This is a genomic window from Cupriavidus phytorum (assembly GCF_003254285.1).
Taxonomy (GTDB): domain Bacteria; phylum Pseudomonadota; class Gammaproteobacteria; order Burkholderiales; family Burkholderiaceae; genus Cupriavidus; species Cupriavidus phytorum.
Genome location: NZ_QKZN01000014.1, coordinates 1 through 13,610, shown reverse-complemented (window position 1 = coordinate 13,610; position 13,610 = coordinate 1). Strand labels below are relative to the sequence as shown.

The window sequence follows — 13,610 nt, the reverse complement described above, 5'->3', positions numbered from 1 at the left end:
GGGGATACCGTGCCCCGAGCGGGTGCTTCCGAAGCAGAAGTGACTTGTGCGTTCGGGTCGTCTTTCCGAATGCGGCCGCTACGGCACCCCGATGACGACCCGGGTCGACTTTTTCGCTAAAAAGGCAAAAAAATCAGTCCCTTAACTTTTTGGGTCGGGTACAATCTTTCGTTCGCCGCCAGGGGTTGCCAGCGCATCCAACCGGGCGGCAGTCTTTCCCAAATCGATTCCATTTTCGATGGTTGGGTTGTTCACTGCTTTCACCTGTTCATCTGGGAGTGGGGATAATGTCCAATCTCAGCACCGCGCTCAACCTGGCGCCGGCTGATTCGCAACTGCCCGTCGGCGTCTACTTCGACGAAGCGCTGCATCAACAAGAACTCGAACTGCTGTTCAGCAATGGCCCGGGCTATGTCGGCCATGAACTGATGGTCCCGGAAACCGGCGACTACCACACGCTCAAGGCCGAGGACGAAGGCCGCATGCTGGTGCGCAACGCCACCGGCGTCGAGCTGATGTCCAACGTCTGCCGCCATCGCCAGGCCATCATGCTGAACGGCCGCGGCAACAAGCAGAACATCGTCTGCCCCCTGCACCGCTGGACCTACGACCTCAAGGGCGAACTGCTCGGCGCGCCGCATTTCGACAAGCAGCCCTGCCTGCACCTGAAGCGCTCGCCGCTGCAGAACTGGAACGGCCTGCTGTTCGAGGGCCCGCGCGACGTGCGCGCCGACCTGGCGCGGCTGGGCGTGGCGCAGGACCTGAACTTCGACGGCTATATGCTCGACCACGTCGAGGTGCACGAGTGCGACTACAACTGGAAGACCTTCATCGAGGTCTACCTCGAGGACTACCACGTCGTGCCGTTCCACCCGGGGCTGGGCAGCTTCGTCTCGTGCGACGACCTCAAGTGGGAGTTCGGCGAATGGCATAGCGTGCAGACCGTCGGCCTGCACGCCGGCCTGAAGCGCCCCGGCAGCCCGACGTACCAGAAATGGCACGACGCGGTGCTGCGCTTCAACAACGGCGTGCTGCCCAAGCACGGCGCGATCTGGCTGACCTACTACCCCAACATCATGGTGGAGTGGTACCCGAACGTGCTGGTGATCTCGACGCTGCACCCGGTCGGCCCGCGCAAGACCCGCAATGTGGTGGAGTTCTACTACCCCGAGGAAATCGCGCTGTTCGAGCGCGAGTTCGTCGAGGCCGAGCGCGCCGCCTACATGGAAACCTGCATCGAGGACGACGAGATCGCCGAACGCATGGATGCCGGTCGGCTGGCGCTGCTCAAGCGCGGCACCAGCGAGGTCGGCCCGTACCAGTCGCCGATGGAAGACGGCATGCAGCACTTCCACGAGTGGTACCGCCGCGCCATGGCCTACGCCGGCTAGTGCGATCAGCGCACAAGGCAACCTGAAACGGACCGCCACGGCGGTCCGTTTTGCTTTGGCCGGCGATGTGCGCTGCTAGAATCATTGTCCGGCGCGATCGACGCGGGGCCGCAGAGCCCCGCTCTTGCGCCGGCCTTCTCTCCTTCGCTCCTGCCCGCTTCACCGCGCCCTCGCCATGCAATCGCTCTGGATGCTGTTCGCCGCCTTCGCCTTTTCGCTGATGGGGGTTGGCGTCAAGCTGGCGTCCGACCTCTACACCACCGGCGAGATCGTGTTCTACCGCGGCCTGATCAGCGTGGTGATCATGTGGGTGCTGCTGTCCTCGCGCGGGGTCTCGGTGCGCACCCCGTACATGCTGTCGCATATCAAGCGCAGCGTGTTCGGCGTGACCTCGCTGATGCTGTGGTTCACCTCGATCTCGCTGCTGCCGCTGGCCACCGCGATGACGCTGAACTACATGTCGCCGGTGTGGATCGCGCTGATCCTGGGCGCCAGCGCGGCGCTGGCCGGCACCGGCGGCAACGCCGACCGCCGGCTGGTGCTGGCCATCCTGCTGTCGTTTGCCGGGGTGATCTGCCTGCTGCAGCCGTCGGTGGGCAAGGACCAGCTGACCGGCGGCCTGGTCGGGCTGATCTCGGGCATCTTCACCGCGCTGGCCTATGTCGAGGTGCGCCAGCTTGGCCAGCTGGGCGAGCCCGAAGGCCGCATCGTGTTCTATTTCTCGCTGGTCGGCATGATTGCCGGGCTGGTGTGGATGCTGCTCGGCGGCACCAGCCCGCATACCTGGTACGGCGCCGGCCTGCTGCTGGCGATCGGCATCCTGGCCACGCTGGGCCAGACCGCGATGACCCGCGCGTACAAGCGCGGCAACACCCTGCTGACCGCCAACCTGCAATACGCCGGCATCGTCTTCTCCAGCGTGTGGGGCATGCTGATCTGGTCCGACCGCCTGAACTGGCTGTCGTGGCTGGGCATGGGGCTGATCATCGCCAGCGGCATCGCCACCACGCTGATGCGCGCGCGCCAGGGCACCGACGCCAAGCCCACGCCCGCCACCCCGGTCAAGTCGCCGGAGGCGGAAGTGCACCCCGAGGTGTAGCATTCGGTAAGCCCGACCGCCCCGAATTTCTTCTCCGCTCGCTACAGGATTCCCATGCAGAAACCGCTGATTTCCGTCACCGCACTGCAGTCTCTGCTAGCCGGCCCCGGCCGCTGCGTCGTGATCGACTGCAGCTTCGACCTGGCCGACCCGGCCGCCGGCCGCGAGGCCTACCGCACCGGCCACTTGCCCGGCGCCTTCTACCTGCACCTGGACAACGAGCTGTCCGGCCCCAAGACCGGCCGCAACGGCCGCCATCCGCTGCCGGACGCCGACGACCTGGTCGCGCGCCTGCAGGCGCTCGGCATCGACGACGACACCCCGGTGGTCGCCTACGACGCCCAGGGCGGCATGTTCGCCGCGCGGCTGTGGTGGCTGCTGCGCTGGATTGGCCACGACGACGTGGCCGTGCTCGATGGCGGCAAGGACGCCTGGGTCAAGGCCGGCCTGCCGCTGGAGCACGACGCCGCGGCAGAGCCCGAGGTGCCGGGCACGATCCGCCGCAGCAAGTCGCTGGTGCCGACCGTCGATGCGGACACACTCGTGGACAACCTCGACAAGGGCCGGCTGCTGGTGGTCGATGCGCGCGCGCCCGACCGCTTCCGCGGCGAGAACGAGACCCTGGACCCGGTCGGCGGCCATATCCCGGGGGCGGTCAATCGATTCTTCAAGGACAACCTGGACGCGGAAGGCCGCTTCAAGCCGGCCGAAACGCTGCGCGCGGAATTCGGCGCGGTGCTGGGCACGCACGCCGCCGCGCAGGCGGTGATGCAGTGCGGCTCGGGGGTCACGGCCTGCCACAACCTGCTGGCACTGGAAGCGGCCGGCCTGGACGGCGCGGCGCTGTATCCGGGATCGTGGAGCGAGTGGTGCGCCGACCCGGCGCGCCCTGTCGCTACCGGGGCCACCGGGGCGGCCTGAGCCGCTAGCGTGACGACGCCACGGGCGCGGCGTGGGCGTGCCCGTCGTGGCCATGAGCGCCGTGGCTGTGGCTTTCGTGCACGCCGTTGGTAATGAAGACGATGGCCGAGATCCCCGCCGCCACCAGCACCACCTGGATCGCCGACTCGCGCCAGCGCGGCTTGCGCTGCATCTGCGGCATCAGGTCGCTGACAGCGATATAGATAAAGCTGCTGGCCGCGATCACCAGCACGTAGGGAATCCAACCGCTCAGCTGGTCGAGCAGGAAGTACCCGACCACCCCGCCGGCGATCGCCGCCAGGCTCGACAGCAGGTTGAAGGCAAAGGCGCGCGCCTTGGAGAAACCGGCGTTGAGCAGCACGATAAAGTCGCCCACCTCCTGCGGGATCTCGTGCGCCGCGATCGCCAGCGCGGTGACCACGCCGATATGCGGATCGGCCAGGAACGCCGCCGCGATCACGATGCCGTCGGCGAAGTTGTGGAAGGTGTCGCCGACCAGGATGGTCAGGCCGCTGCGGCCCGCTTCCTCGCGGTCATGGCCGTGGTGGTGGTGGTGCCCGTCGCCCTCGTGATGGTGCGAATGGCGCAGCAGCGACAGCTTTTCCAGCAGGAAGAAACCCAGCAGCCCGGCCAGCAAGGTGCCGAACAGCGCGCGCGGATCGGCGCCGGACTCGAACGCCTCGGGCAGCGAATGCAGCAGCGCGGTGGCCAGCAGCACGCCCACCGAGAAGCTCACCATGCGCTCGACCACGCGGGACGCCACCGTCAGCGACAGCAGCGCCGCCCCGAAGATGCTGCCCACCCCCGAGATCGTGGCGGCGAGCAGGATATACAAAAGCGTCGAATGGATGATGGGCTCCCGGGGTGGCGGTGCCGGGCGGCCCCGCCGTTCCGCCCGCATCGCGCCGGGCGGCAAACGCAACAATGTTGCAATAACTCAAAGGCCGCATTGTACGTATCCGCCGGGACTTTGCAATCCTGCCGTCGGCCGGCAGGCAACGCTCGGGGCGGGGACCGCTTGCCAGGTCAGGCGACGCCGTACTGCCGGAACCAGTCCAGGCACTTCTGCCAGCCGTCCCTGGCATCGGCCTCGCGGTAGCTGGGCCGGTAATCCGCATGGAAGGCATGGCCGGACTCGGGATAGACGATAAAGCGCGAGCGCTTGGCGTCCGGGTCGGACGACGATGCCAGCGCGGCCTTCATGCGGTCCACCTGCTCCAGCGGGATGCCGGTGTCCTTGCCGCCGTACAGGCCGAGCACCGGCGCATGGAGCTGGCCGACCAGGTCGATGGGATTCTTCGGCTTGATCGGCGTCGGCTCGGGCGCCAGCTGGCCGTACCAGGCCACGCCGGCCTTCAGGCGCTGGCTGTGCGCGGCGTAGAGCCAGGTTATGCGGCCGCCCCAGCAGAAACCGGTGATGGCCAGGCGCGAGACGTCGCCGCCGTTGGCGCCGGCCCAGGCCACGGCGGCATCCAGGTCGCCCATCACCTGCGCGTCGGGCACCTTGGCGATCACCTCGCGCTGCAGTTCCTGGATCGTGCCGAAGCTCTGCGGATCGCCCTGGCGCGCGAACAGCTCGGGCGCGATCGCCAGGTAGCCCTGCTTGGCAAAGCGCCGGCACACATCGGCAATATGCTCGTGCACGCCGAAGATCTCGCTGATCACCAGCACCACCGGCAGGTTTTTCTTGCCTTCCGGCTGGGCCCGGTAGGCCGGCATGCTGAAGCCGCCCGACGCAATCGTGACCTCGCCCGCGTTCAGGCCGGAAAAATCGGTCTTGATCGCCTGCTGGGCCATCACCGGCAGGGCGGCGGCCGCAAAGGCGGAACCCAGCGCGGTCTTGACGAAGCCGCGGCGGTCGAAGGTCTGGCCGGGGACCAGGCTGTCCACTTCTGGTTTGAGCATGCTTGTCTCCAGGATCGTTGGTGGCTGGGCCGCCACGCGGCGCCCGCGCCCGATTTTAAGCAGACATGGAGAAAACATGGCGGCGCAGGCCCGCCGGCGCCCCCACCCACAAGCGGGGGTCCGGGCCGGCCATGCGTCAGTGCAGCTTGACGCGCGGACTGGTCTTGCTGCGCAGCCAGTGCGAGACGGTGTCCAGCGCCATCCCGACCGCGCCGTGCAGCGCCATCACATGCATCCGGTACAGCGAGGTGTACATGAAGCGCGCCATCAGCCCTTCGATAAACATCGAGCCGCCGATCAGCCCGCCCATCAGGCTGCCCACCGCGCTGAAGTGCCCCAGCGACACCAGCGAGCCGAAGTCCTTGAAGGCAAACTGCGGCAGCGGCCGCCCCGCCAGCCGCGCGCACAGCGCCTCGTAGAGGAAGGTGGCCTGCTGGTGCGCGGCCTGCGCGCGGGGCGGCACCGAGGTCTGCTTCTCCGGCCACGGACAGCTGGCGCAATCGCCAAAGGCGAAGATGTCCGGGTCGCCCTCGCTCTGCAGCGTCGGGCCGACCACGATCTGGCCCTGGCGGCTGACCGGCAGGCCCAGGCTGGCCAGCACCGCGGGCGCGGTGATACCGGCGGCCCACACCGTCAGGTCCGCATCGATGGTCTTGCCGCTGGCGGTCAGCACGGCCTGCGGCGTGACTTCGGTCACGCGCTCGCTGGTGAAGACGTCGACATCGAGCTTCCTGAGCAGCTTGGCGGTCTCGGCCGAGACCCGCTCGGACAGCGCCGGCAGGATGCGCGGGCCGGCCTCGATCACATGGATGCGCACGTCGCGGCGCGGGTCGAGCCGGTGCAGGCCGTAGGCGCTGAGCACATGCGCGGTGTTGCGCAGCTCCGCCGACAGCTCGACGCCGGTGGCGCCGGCGCCGATGATGGCCACGTCGACGCGCGGCCGGCCGTCGCCATCCACGCGGCCGCGGCCGTTCTGGGCGCGCACGCAGGCCGCGATCAGCCGCTTGCGGAAGCGCTCGGCCTGGGCCACGGTGTCGAGCGCAATGGCGTGCTCGGCGGCGCCCGGCACGCCGAAGAAATGCGTGACGCAGCCGATCGCCAGCACCAGCGTGTCGTACGGCAGTTCCCGCGCGGGCAGCAGCTCGGCGCCGTCCTGGTCGACGCAGGCCGACACCGAGATGGTCTTGCGGGTGCGGTCGATGCCGGTCAGCTCGCCCTGCTGGAACTCGAAATGATGCCAGCGCGCCTGCGCCGCGTATTCGAGCTGGTGGGTGTTGGGATCCATGCTGCCGGCGGCGACTTCATGCAGCAGCGGTTTCCAGATATGGGTGGGCAGGCGGTCCACCAGCACCACGTGCGCCGCGCCCTTGCGGCCGAGCTTGTCGCCCAGCTTCGTTACCAGTTCCAGCCCCCCTGCTCCGCCGCCGACGACGACGATGCGGTGCGTCCTTGTTTCTGTCATGGTCTACCTGCTGCGTTTTTGTAAATTCTTTGCCTGAGGCGCTTACCGAGGCGTTACCGAGGCGTTTGCCACAGTCTGCTGCATTGCAGCATTGCTGGCAAGCGCGGCACGCTGACTCAGCAGTCGCTTCATTCGATACCACCAAGCAGGGGCAGCGAGCCGGCCGGACCGCCGGCTCGCCAGGGGAGGCCCGGGGCAGCCTCAGTGCGCTTCTTCCCAGTTGGCGCCGCTGCCGACTTCGGCCACCAGCGGCACGCGCAGCTCGGCCACCGTGCACATCAGCTCGGGCAGGCGCGCCTTGACCAGTTCCAGCTCGTGCTCGGGTACTTCCAGCACCAGTTCATCGTGCACCTGCATGATCTGGCGCGTCTGCAGGCCGTCGCGCTCCAGCCAGTCCTGCACCGCGATCATCGACAGCTTGATCAGGTCGGCCGCGGTGCCCTGCATCGGCGCGTTGATGGCGGCGCGTTCGGCGGCCTGGCGGCGCGGGCCGCTGCCGCCGTTGATATCGGGCAGCCACAGCCGGCGGCCGAACACGGTCTCGACATAGCCCTGCTCGCGCGCGGTCTGCCGGGTCTCTTCCATGTAGTGGGCCACGCCCGGATAGCGCATGAAGTAGCGGTCGATATAGTGCTTGGCGGCCTCGCGCTCGATGCCGAGGTTGCTGGCCAGGCCGAACGCGCTCATGCCGTAGATCAGGCCGAAGTTGATCACCTTGGCGTAGCGGCGCTGCTCGCTGCTGACGGCGTCGCGCTCGACGCCGAAGATCTCGGCGGCGGTGGCGCGGTGGATGTCCTCGCCGTTGGCAAAGGCGCGCAGCAGGTTCTCGTCGCCCGAGATATGGGCCATGATGCGCAGCTCGATCTGCGAATAGTCGGCCGACACGATCACGCTGCCCGGCTCGGCGATAAAGGCTTCGCGGATGCGGCGGCCCTCCTCGGTGCGCACCGGGATGTTCTGCAGGTTGGGCTCGGTCGACGCCAGCCGCCCGGTCACCGCGGTGGCCTGGCCGTAGCTGGTGTGCACACGCCCGGTCTGCGGGTTGACCATCTTCGGCAGCTTGTCGGTGTAGGTGGACTTGAGCTTGGACAGGCCGCGGTAGTCCAGCAGCAGCTTGGGCAGCGGGTAGTCCTCGGCCAGCTTTTGCAACACCTCTTCGTCGGTCGAGGGCGCGCCGCTGGCGGTCTTCTTCACCACCGGCAGCTTCATCTGGTTGAACAGGATCTCGCCGATCTGCTTGGGCGAACCCAGGTTGAACGACTGGCCCGCGGCCTCGTAGGCCGACTGCTCCAGCGCCAGCATGCGCTGGCCCAGCTCGGCGCTCTGCGCGGCCAGGCGTTCGGCGTCGATCAGCACGCCGTTGCGCTCGACCTTCTGCAGCACCACCGAGACCGGCATCTCGATCTCTTCATAGACCCGCCGCAGCCCGGCCGCGGCCTCGACCTGCGGGAACATCCTGCGATGCAGGCGCAGCGTCACGTCGGCATCCTCGGCGGCGTACTCGGTGGCGCGGGCCAGGTCGATCTGGTCGAAGCCGATCTGGCTCGCACCCTTGCCGCACACCTCTTCGTAGGTGATGGTCTTCAGGCTCAGCAGGCGCTCGGCCAGGCTGTCCATGCCGTGGTTGCGGTGCGACGCCAGCACGTAGCTCTGCAGCATGGTGTCGTGTGCAATGCCGCGCAGCCTGATGCCGTGGTTGGCGAACACATGGACGTCGTACTTCAGGTTCTGGCCGAGCTTGGGGCGGCCGGCATCTTCCAGCCAGGCGCGCATGCGTTCCAGCACGAACTCGCGCGCAAGCTGGCCGTGCTCGGGCAGGCCGGCCACGTCCGGGCCGCGGTGCGCCACCGGGATATAGCAGGCCTCGCCCGGCGCCGCCGACAGCGAGATGCCGACCAGCTGCGCCTGCATCGGATCGAGCGAGGTGGTCTCGGTATCGATCGCCACCAGCGGCGCCGACTCGATGCGCCGCAGCCAGTCTTCCAGCACGCCCGCGCTGGTGACAGTCTCGTAGCGGATCTCGGTGGGCGCCGCGTCCTCGGCCGGCGCCGCGATGGCATCGGCCGACGGCGCCGGCGCATCGAACAGGCCACCCTGCGCGGGCGCGCTGGCCGCGGCGCGGGCGCGGGCCTGGGCGCGCGCATCGGGCAGGCTTTCGCCGGTGGCCTCGCGCAGCCAGGTCTTGAAGCCATAGCGCTGGAAGAACGCCACCAGCTGTTCCTTGTCCTCGCCGGTCTCGCGCAGCGCGTGGAAATCCGCAACCGACTTGCTCAGGTCGCAGTCGGTCTTGACCGTCACCAGGCGGCGCGCCATCGGCAGCCATTCCAGCGTGTTGCGCAGGTTCTCTCCGACCACGCCCTTGATGCCGGGCGCGGCCGCGATCACGCCGTCGAGCGAGCCATGCTCGGCCAGCCATTTGACCGCGGTCTTGGGGCCGACCTTGGGCACGCCCGGCACGTTGTCGACGGCATCGCCGATCAGCGACAGATAGTCGATGATGCGCTCGGGCGGCACGCCGAACTTGGCCACCACGCCGGCAGGATCGAGCACCTCGCCGCTCATGGTGTTGACCAGCGTGACGTGCTCGTTGACCAGCTGCGCCAGGTCCTTGTCGCCGGTCGACACCACCGTGCGCACGCCCTGGTCCATGGCCTGGCGCGACAATGTGCCAATCACGTCGTCGGCCTCGACGCCGTCGACCACCACGATCGGCCAGCCCAGCGCGCGCACGGCCTCGTGGATCGGCTCGATCTGGCGCGCCAGGTCCTCGGGCATCGACGGGCGGTGCTCCTTGTAGGCCGGATACATGTCGTCGCGGAACGTCTTGCCCTTCGCGTCGAACACGCAGGCGCTATACTCTGCCGGGTAGTCGTTGCGCAACTTGCGCAGCATGTTGATCATGCCGTAGATTGCCCCTGTGGGCAGACCCTCCCCATTCCTCAGGTCCGGCAAAGCGTGATAAGCGCGATACAGATAGCTCGATCCATCGACGAGCAAGAGTGTTTTTGGACTATCCGACATTCCCATGGACTCAAAATTGACTGGTGCCGCTGCAGGCGGTGCCTCGACCGCCCCCCTTGCTGACCCGGATGTTGCTGATATCTCCGGCGATACCGTACAACCGCCGCCGGAGGCTGCCTCCGAGCACGCCGCGGCCATTGCCGCTGCGGCCGATGCCGCCGCCGCCGCCGGCAATCCGCCAGAAGTTGCTGCTGAAAAGGCTGCTGCTGCGGCGGCGCGCGCCAATCCGCGCAAGATGATCCCCAGCCTGCGTGCGCTGGCCGACGAAGACCGCGCGACCGCAAAGAAGGCGCGCGCCTCGTGGCAAATGTTCACGATTATGGCAGAGTTCATCGAGGCCACCGAGTACCTGTCAGAGATCCGCCCGGCGGTGTCGATCTACGGCAGCGCGCGCCTGCGTGAGGACTCCCCCTACTACCAGCGCACCATCGAGATCGCGCGGCTGTTCTCGGACGCCGGCTTTGCCGTGATCTCCGGCGGCGGCCCCGGCATCATGGAAGCGGCCAACAAGGGCGCGCACGCGGGCAAGTCGGCCAGCGTCGGCCTGAACATCGAACTGCCGCACGAGCAGCAGGGCAATCCGTACCAGGACATTGCCATGCGCTTCCGCCACTTCTTCACCCGCAAGGTCACCTTCGTCAAGAATTCCGATGCCTTTATCGTGATGCCGGGCGGCTTCGGCACGCTCGACGAGCTGGCCGAGGTGCTGACGCTGGTGCAGACCGGCAAGTCGCGCTCGGTGCCGGTGATCATGTTCGGCAGCCGCTTCTGGAAGGGCCTGCTGGACTGGTTCCGCTTCACGCTGCTGCCGATGGGCCTGATCGCCGAGCACGACCTGGACCTGATGAAGATCGTCGACGAGCCGCACGAAGTGCTGGAAGCGGTCTACGACTATTACGAGCAGCGCGGCGGCGACAAGCCGATCCCGCCGAAGGAAGAGATGTTCTACCTGTAAGGCCGGTCTCCGTGGTCCGGGGGTCGCCAGGACGCCACGGCCACGCATGCGCCACCCGGCACCGTGGCGCAGGTGCCCCCCGGGGCACGGCGGCGGCCTGTGCGGGACAGGAATTGCTAGAATGGAACCTGTCCGTCTGCCAAGCCCGGCGTCGCCGGGTTGCAGTCCAACCGCCGCATGCCGCGGCGCTGCGTGCCGCTTGCGCCGCAGCCCGCACAGGAGCACCTGATGACCTCCCCTTCCCCCGTCCGCCCGGTCCGGTCCACGCGCGCCGCCGCCGTGGCCGGCGAGCCTGAATCGCCTGCCAGGCGGCCCGTGTCCGGCCTGGCCGCGGCAGTGGCCGCCGCACTGGCGCTGGCGTCCGGCTGGGCCGTCGCGCAGGAAAGCAATGCGCTGACCCAGCAGGAACTGAACCAGATCAACAACCAGCCGATTGCCCCGGCCGCCAGGTCGCAGCTGAACCAGCCGCGCCAGCCGAGCTTCCAGCTGAACGAACGCGATGGCACCCAGGTGCGCGAGTACCGCGACAAGGGACGCGCCACCGACATCCAGGTCAGGTCGGGCTTCGGCACCAGGTACGAGATGAGCAAGCCGGAAGACAGCTCGCCCAAGATCCGCGAGCACGACGTCAACCGCGTGCCTTCGGTCAACCTGAAGTTCTGAACCCGCTTGCCCACGGCCTGGCCTGAACGCCAGGCCGCGCCGGCCCTCCGGCAGTCATGCCGCGGCGGCGGCCCGGATTTTGTCCGGAACTGGCGCCCGCCGCTTTCCGATTCGCATCACACAACGAGTATGGCCGTATTCACCACGGTCTCGCAGGACGAGATCGCACGCTGGCTGCTGGATTTCGACCTTGGCGAAGTGCGCGACCTGCGCGGCATCGCCTCGGGCATCGAGAACAGCAATTTCTTCCTCACCATGGAGCACGAGGGCCAGACGCGCCAGTACGTGCTGACTATCTTCGAGCGGCTGTCGTTCGCGCAGCTGCCCTATTACCTGCACCTGATGGCGCACCTGGCCGAGCGCGGCATCCGCGTGCCCGCGCCGATCCCGGCGCGCGACGGCGAGATCCTGCGCCCGCTCAAGGGCAAGCCCGCCACCATCGTCACGCGCCTGCCCGGCGCGTCGCAGCTGGCGCCCGACGCGCAGCACTGCGCCGAGGTCGGCGACATGCTGGCGCGCATGCACCTGGCCGGCGCCGACTACCCGCGCCGCCAGCCCAACCTGCGCAGCCTGCCCTGGTGGCAGCAGACCGAGCGCGAGATCCTGCCCTTCCTCGATGCCGGCCAGCGCACGCTGCTGCAGCGGGAAATCGCCCACCAGGCGGCGTTCTTCGCCAGCGCGGCGTATGCCAGCCTGGGCGAAGGCCCGTGCCACTGCGACCTGTTCCGCGACAACGCGCTGTTCGAGGAAGACGCCAGCGGCCGCCACCGGCTGGGCGGCTTCTTCGATTTCTACTTCGCCGGCAACGACAAGTGGCTGTTCGACGTGGCGGTCACCGTCAACGACTGGTGCATCGACCTGGCCACCGGCGAACTCGACCCCGCGCGGGCGCAGGCGCTGCTGCGGGCTTATCATGCGGTCAGGCCGCTGACCGAGACCGAGGCCGCGCACTGGCAGGACATGCTGCGCGCGGGCGCGCTGCGCTTCTGGGTGTCGCGACTGTGGGACTTCTACCTGCCGCGCGAGGCCGACATGCTGCAGCCCCACGATCCGACCCATTTCGAACGCATCCTCCGCCGGCGCCTGGACGCACAACCCGCGAACCCCGAGAGCGCCCCGCTCCCCTGGATCTGACCCGTATGCAACTACTGGAAGTCCCTGCCAAGGAAGGCTACACCTGGTTCCGCCAGGGCATCTGGCTGTTCCGCAAGAACCCGCTGACCTTCCTGATGCTGCTGTTCGTCTACCTGATCGCCGCGCAGCTGGCCATCGTGGTGCCGCTGATCGGCATCATCGCGCTGCTGGTGGTCACGCCCGGCCTGTCGGTCGGCGTGATGACCGCGTGCCGCGACGTGATCCAGAACAAGCGGGTGCTGCCCACCGTGCTGCTGGCGGGCTTCCGCGCCAACGGCAAGGAAGCCACGCGCAACCTGCTGGTGCTGGGCGGCATCTACGCCGGGCTGGTGTTCATTCTCGGGCTGATCGCCGGCGCGGTGGTCGACATGAGCGCGCTGGTGCCGATCGTGCTGAAGGAAGAAGCGCCGACCGCCGAGGCGGTGCGCCAGCTGTACTACGCCATGCTGATCGGCGCGCTGTTGTACACGCCGATCGCAATGATGTTCTGGTTCGCGCCGCTGCTGGCGGCGTGGCACGGCGTGCCGCCGGTCAAGGCGCTGTTCTTCAGCTGGACCGCATGCTGGCGCAACCGCGGCGCGTTCTTCACCTACGCGGTGCTGTTCGCGATGCTGCTGGTGGCGATCCCGTTCTTCCTGGAGGCGGTGTTCAGCGCCTTTGGCGCCGAGACGGTGCTGTCGTTCCTGGTCACGCCGTATTCGCTGCTGATGCTGGCGATCTTGTACTGCTCGTTCTATGCGACGTACCGCGGCTGCTTCAACGTGACCCCGCCGGGGGTAGAGCCGGCGGCGCCGGCTACGCCGGGCGTCTGAAAAAACGCTCGCTACGCGATGGGGTACTCCCTCTCCCGCTTGCGGGAGAGGGTTGGGGAGAGGGCGGGAGCGCCCACGCAGTAAAGCGCGTCGCTATTGCCAGCGCCTGCCCTCTCCCCCGGCCCCTCTCCCGCTGTATGGACCGGGGACAAAGGTGACAGGTGTGCGAGGACATGGTTGACACTCCCGGGCAGATATCTGCCCGGGAGAACGAACCATGCCGTGGAGCGCCCGAGACACCATGAGT

11 protein-coding genes are annotated in these 13,610 nt (G+C 67.9%); 7 read left to right on the top strand and 4 right to left on the bottom strand.

Going from position 1 to position 13,610, the window contains the following annotated elements; genetic code table 11:
* Nucleotides 1-287: 287 nt before the first annotated feature.
* The 3 genes from C7416_RS25015 to C7416_RS25005 all read left to right on the top strand — a co-directional run bounded on the left by C7416_RS25015 (nucleotide 288) and on the right by C7416_RS25005 (nucleotide 3,411).
* Nucleotides 288-1,391, top strand: a complete 1,104-nt coding sequence (locus C7416_RS25015) for an aromatic ring-hydroxylating oxygenase subunit alpha (RefSeq protein WP_111521380.1) — start codon at nucleotides 288-290, stop codon at nucleotides 1,389-1,391.
* Nucleotides 1,392-1,566: 175 nt separating this feature from the next.
* Nucleotides 1,567-2,490, top strand: a complete 924-nt coding sequence (locus C7416_RS25010; RefSeq protein ID WP_062801305.1) for a DMT family transporter — start codon at nucleotides 1,567-1,569, stop codon at nucleotides 2,488-2,490.
* Between the two features lie 54 nt (nucleotides 2,491-2,544).
* The gene (locus C7416_RS25005) at nucleotides 2,545-3,411 is read left to right on the top strand and encodes a sulfurtransferase (RefSeq protein WP_111521379.1); all 867 of its coding nucleotides are present in this window, start codon (nucleotides 2,545-2,547) and stop codon (nucleotides 3,409-3,411) included.
* A gap of 4 nt (nucleotides 3,412-3,415) precedes the next feature.
* On the opposite strand, the gene C7416_RS25000 is transcribed toward C7416_RS25005, so the two are convergent.
* The 4 genes from C7416_RS25000 to polA all read right to left on the bottom strand — a co-directional run bounded on the left by C7416_RS25000 (nucleotide 3,416) and on the right by polA (nucleotide 9,799).
* Nucleotides 3,416-4,312 carry a ZIP family metal transporter gene (locus C7416_RS25000; protein ID WP_111521378.1) on the bottom strand — a complete coding sequence of 299 codons (897 nt, stop codon included), beginning with the start codon at nucleotides 4,310-4,312 and terminating at the stop codon, nucleotides 3,416-3,418.
* 125 nt (nucleotides 4,313-4,437) lie between these two features.
* Complete coding sequence (locus C7416_RS24995) at nucleotides 4,438-5,316, bottom strand: dienelactone hydrolase family protein (protein WP_111521377.1); 879 nt, start codon at nucleotides 5,314-5,316, stop codon at nucleotides 4,438-4,440.
* 136 nt (nucleotides 5,317-5,452) lie between these two features.
* The gene (locus tag C7416_RS24990; protein WP_111521376.1) at nucleotides 5,453-6,778 is read right to left on the bottom strand and encodes an NAD(P)/FAD-dependent oxidoreductase; all 1,326 of its coding nucleotides are present in this window, start codon (nucleotides 6,776-6,778) and stop codon (nucleotides 5,453-5,455) included.
* A 201-nt stretch (nucleotides 6,779-6,979) separates the two neighbouring features.
* On the bottom strand, nucleotides 6,980-9,799 hold the full coding sequence (gene polA / locus C7416_RS24985; protein WP_111521375.1) for a DNA polymerase I: 2,820 nt from the start codon (nucleotides 9,797-9,799) through the stop codon (nucleotides 6,980-6,982).
* 4 nt (nucleotides 9,800-9,803) lie between these two features.
* On the opposite strand from polA, the gene C7416_RS24980 reads away from it, so the two are divergent.
* From C7416_RS24980 to C7416_RS24965, 4 genes are all read left to right on the top strand, one after another.
* A complete protein-coding gene (locus C7416_RS24980; RefSeq protein ID WP_240988180.1) occupies nucleotides 9,804-10,754 on the top strand; it encodes an LOG family protein in 951 nt (316 codons plus the stop codon).
* Nucleotides 10,755-10,982: 228 nt separating this feature from the next.
* The gene (locus C7416_RS24975; protein ID WP_026163868.1) at nucleotides 10,983-11,417 is read left to right on the top strand and encodes a membrane protein; all 435 of its coding nucleotides are present in this window, start codon (nucleotides 10,983-10,985) and stop codon (nucleotides 11,415-11,417) included.
* 129 nt (nucleotides 11,418-11,546) lie between these two features.
* Complete coding sequence (locus C7416_RS24970) at nucleotides 11,547-12,551, top strand: homoserine kinase (RefSeq protein WP_111521374.1); 1,005 nt, start codon at nucleotides 11,547-11,549, stop codon at nucleotides 12,549-12,551.
* Between the two features lie 5 nt (nucleotides 12,552-12,556).
* The gene (locus C7416_RS24965) at nucleotides 12,557-13,363 is read left to right on the top strand and encodes a BPSS1780 family membrane protein (protein WP_111521373.1); all 807 of its coding nucleotides are present in this window, start codon (nucleotides 12,557-12,559) and stop codon (nucleotides 13,361-13,363) included.
* Nucleotides 13,364-13,610 lie beyond the last annotated feature (247 nt).

Bases quoted from the DNA above. Each gene is read 5' to 3' on its own strand.
- polA (WP_111521375.1), bottom strand. From the start codon at position 9,799: ATGTCGGATAGTCCAAAAACACTCTTGCTCGTCGATGGATCGAGCTAT.
- C7416_RS24975 (WP_026163868.1), top strand. From the start codon at position 10,983: ATGACCTCCCCTTCCCCCGTCCGCCCGGTCCGGTCCACGCGCGCCGCC.
- C7416_RS24965 (WP_111521373.1), top strand. From the start codon at position 12,557: ATGCAACTACTGGAAGTCCCTGCCAAGGAAGGCTACACCTGGTTCCGC.
- C7416_RS24990 (WP_111521376.1), bottom strand. From the start codon at position 6,778: ATGACAGAAACAAGGACGCACCGCATCGTCGTCGTCGGCGGCGGAGCA.
- C7416_RS25000 (WP_111521378.1), bottom strand. From the start codon at position 4,312: ATGCGGGCGGAACGGCGGGGCCGCCCGGCACCGCCACCCCGGGAGCCC.
- C7416_RS25005 (WP_111521379.1), top strand. From the start codon at position 2,545: ATGCAGAAACCGCTGATTTCCGTCACCGCACTGCAGTCTCTGCTAGCC.
- C7416_RS24995 (WP_111521377.1), bottom strand. From the start codon at position 5,316: ATGCTCAAACCAGAAGTGGACAGCCTGGTCCCCGGCCAGACCTTCGAC.
- C7416_RS25015 (WP_111521380.1), top strand. From the start codon at position 288: ATGTCCAATCTCAGCACCGCGCTCAACCTGGCGCCGGCTGATTCGCAA.
- C7416_RS24970 (WP_111521374.1), top strand. From the start codon at position 11,547: ATGGCCGTATTCACCACGGTCTCGCAGGACGAGATCGCACGCTGGCTG.
- C7416_RS25010 (WP_062801305.1), top strand. From the start codon at position 1,567: ATGCAATCGCTCTGGATGCTGTTCGCCGCCTTCGCCTTTTCGCTGATG.
- C7416_RS24980 (WP_240988180.1), top strand. From the start codon at position 9,804: ATGGACTCAAAATTGACTGGTGCCGCTGCAGGCGGTGCCTCGACCGCC.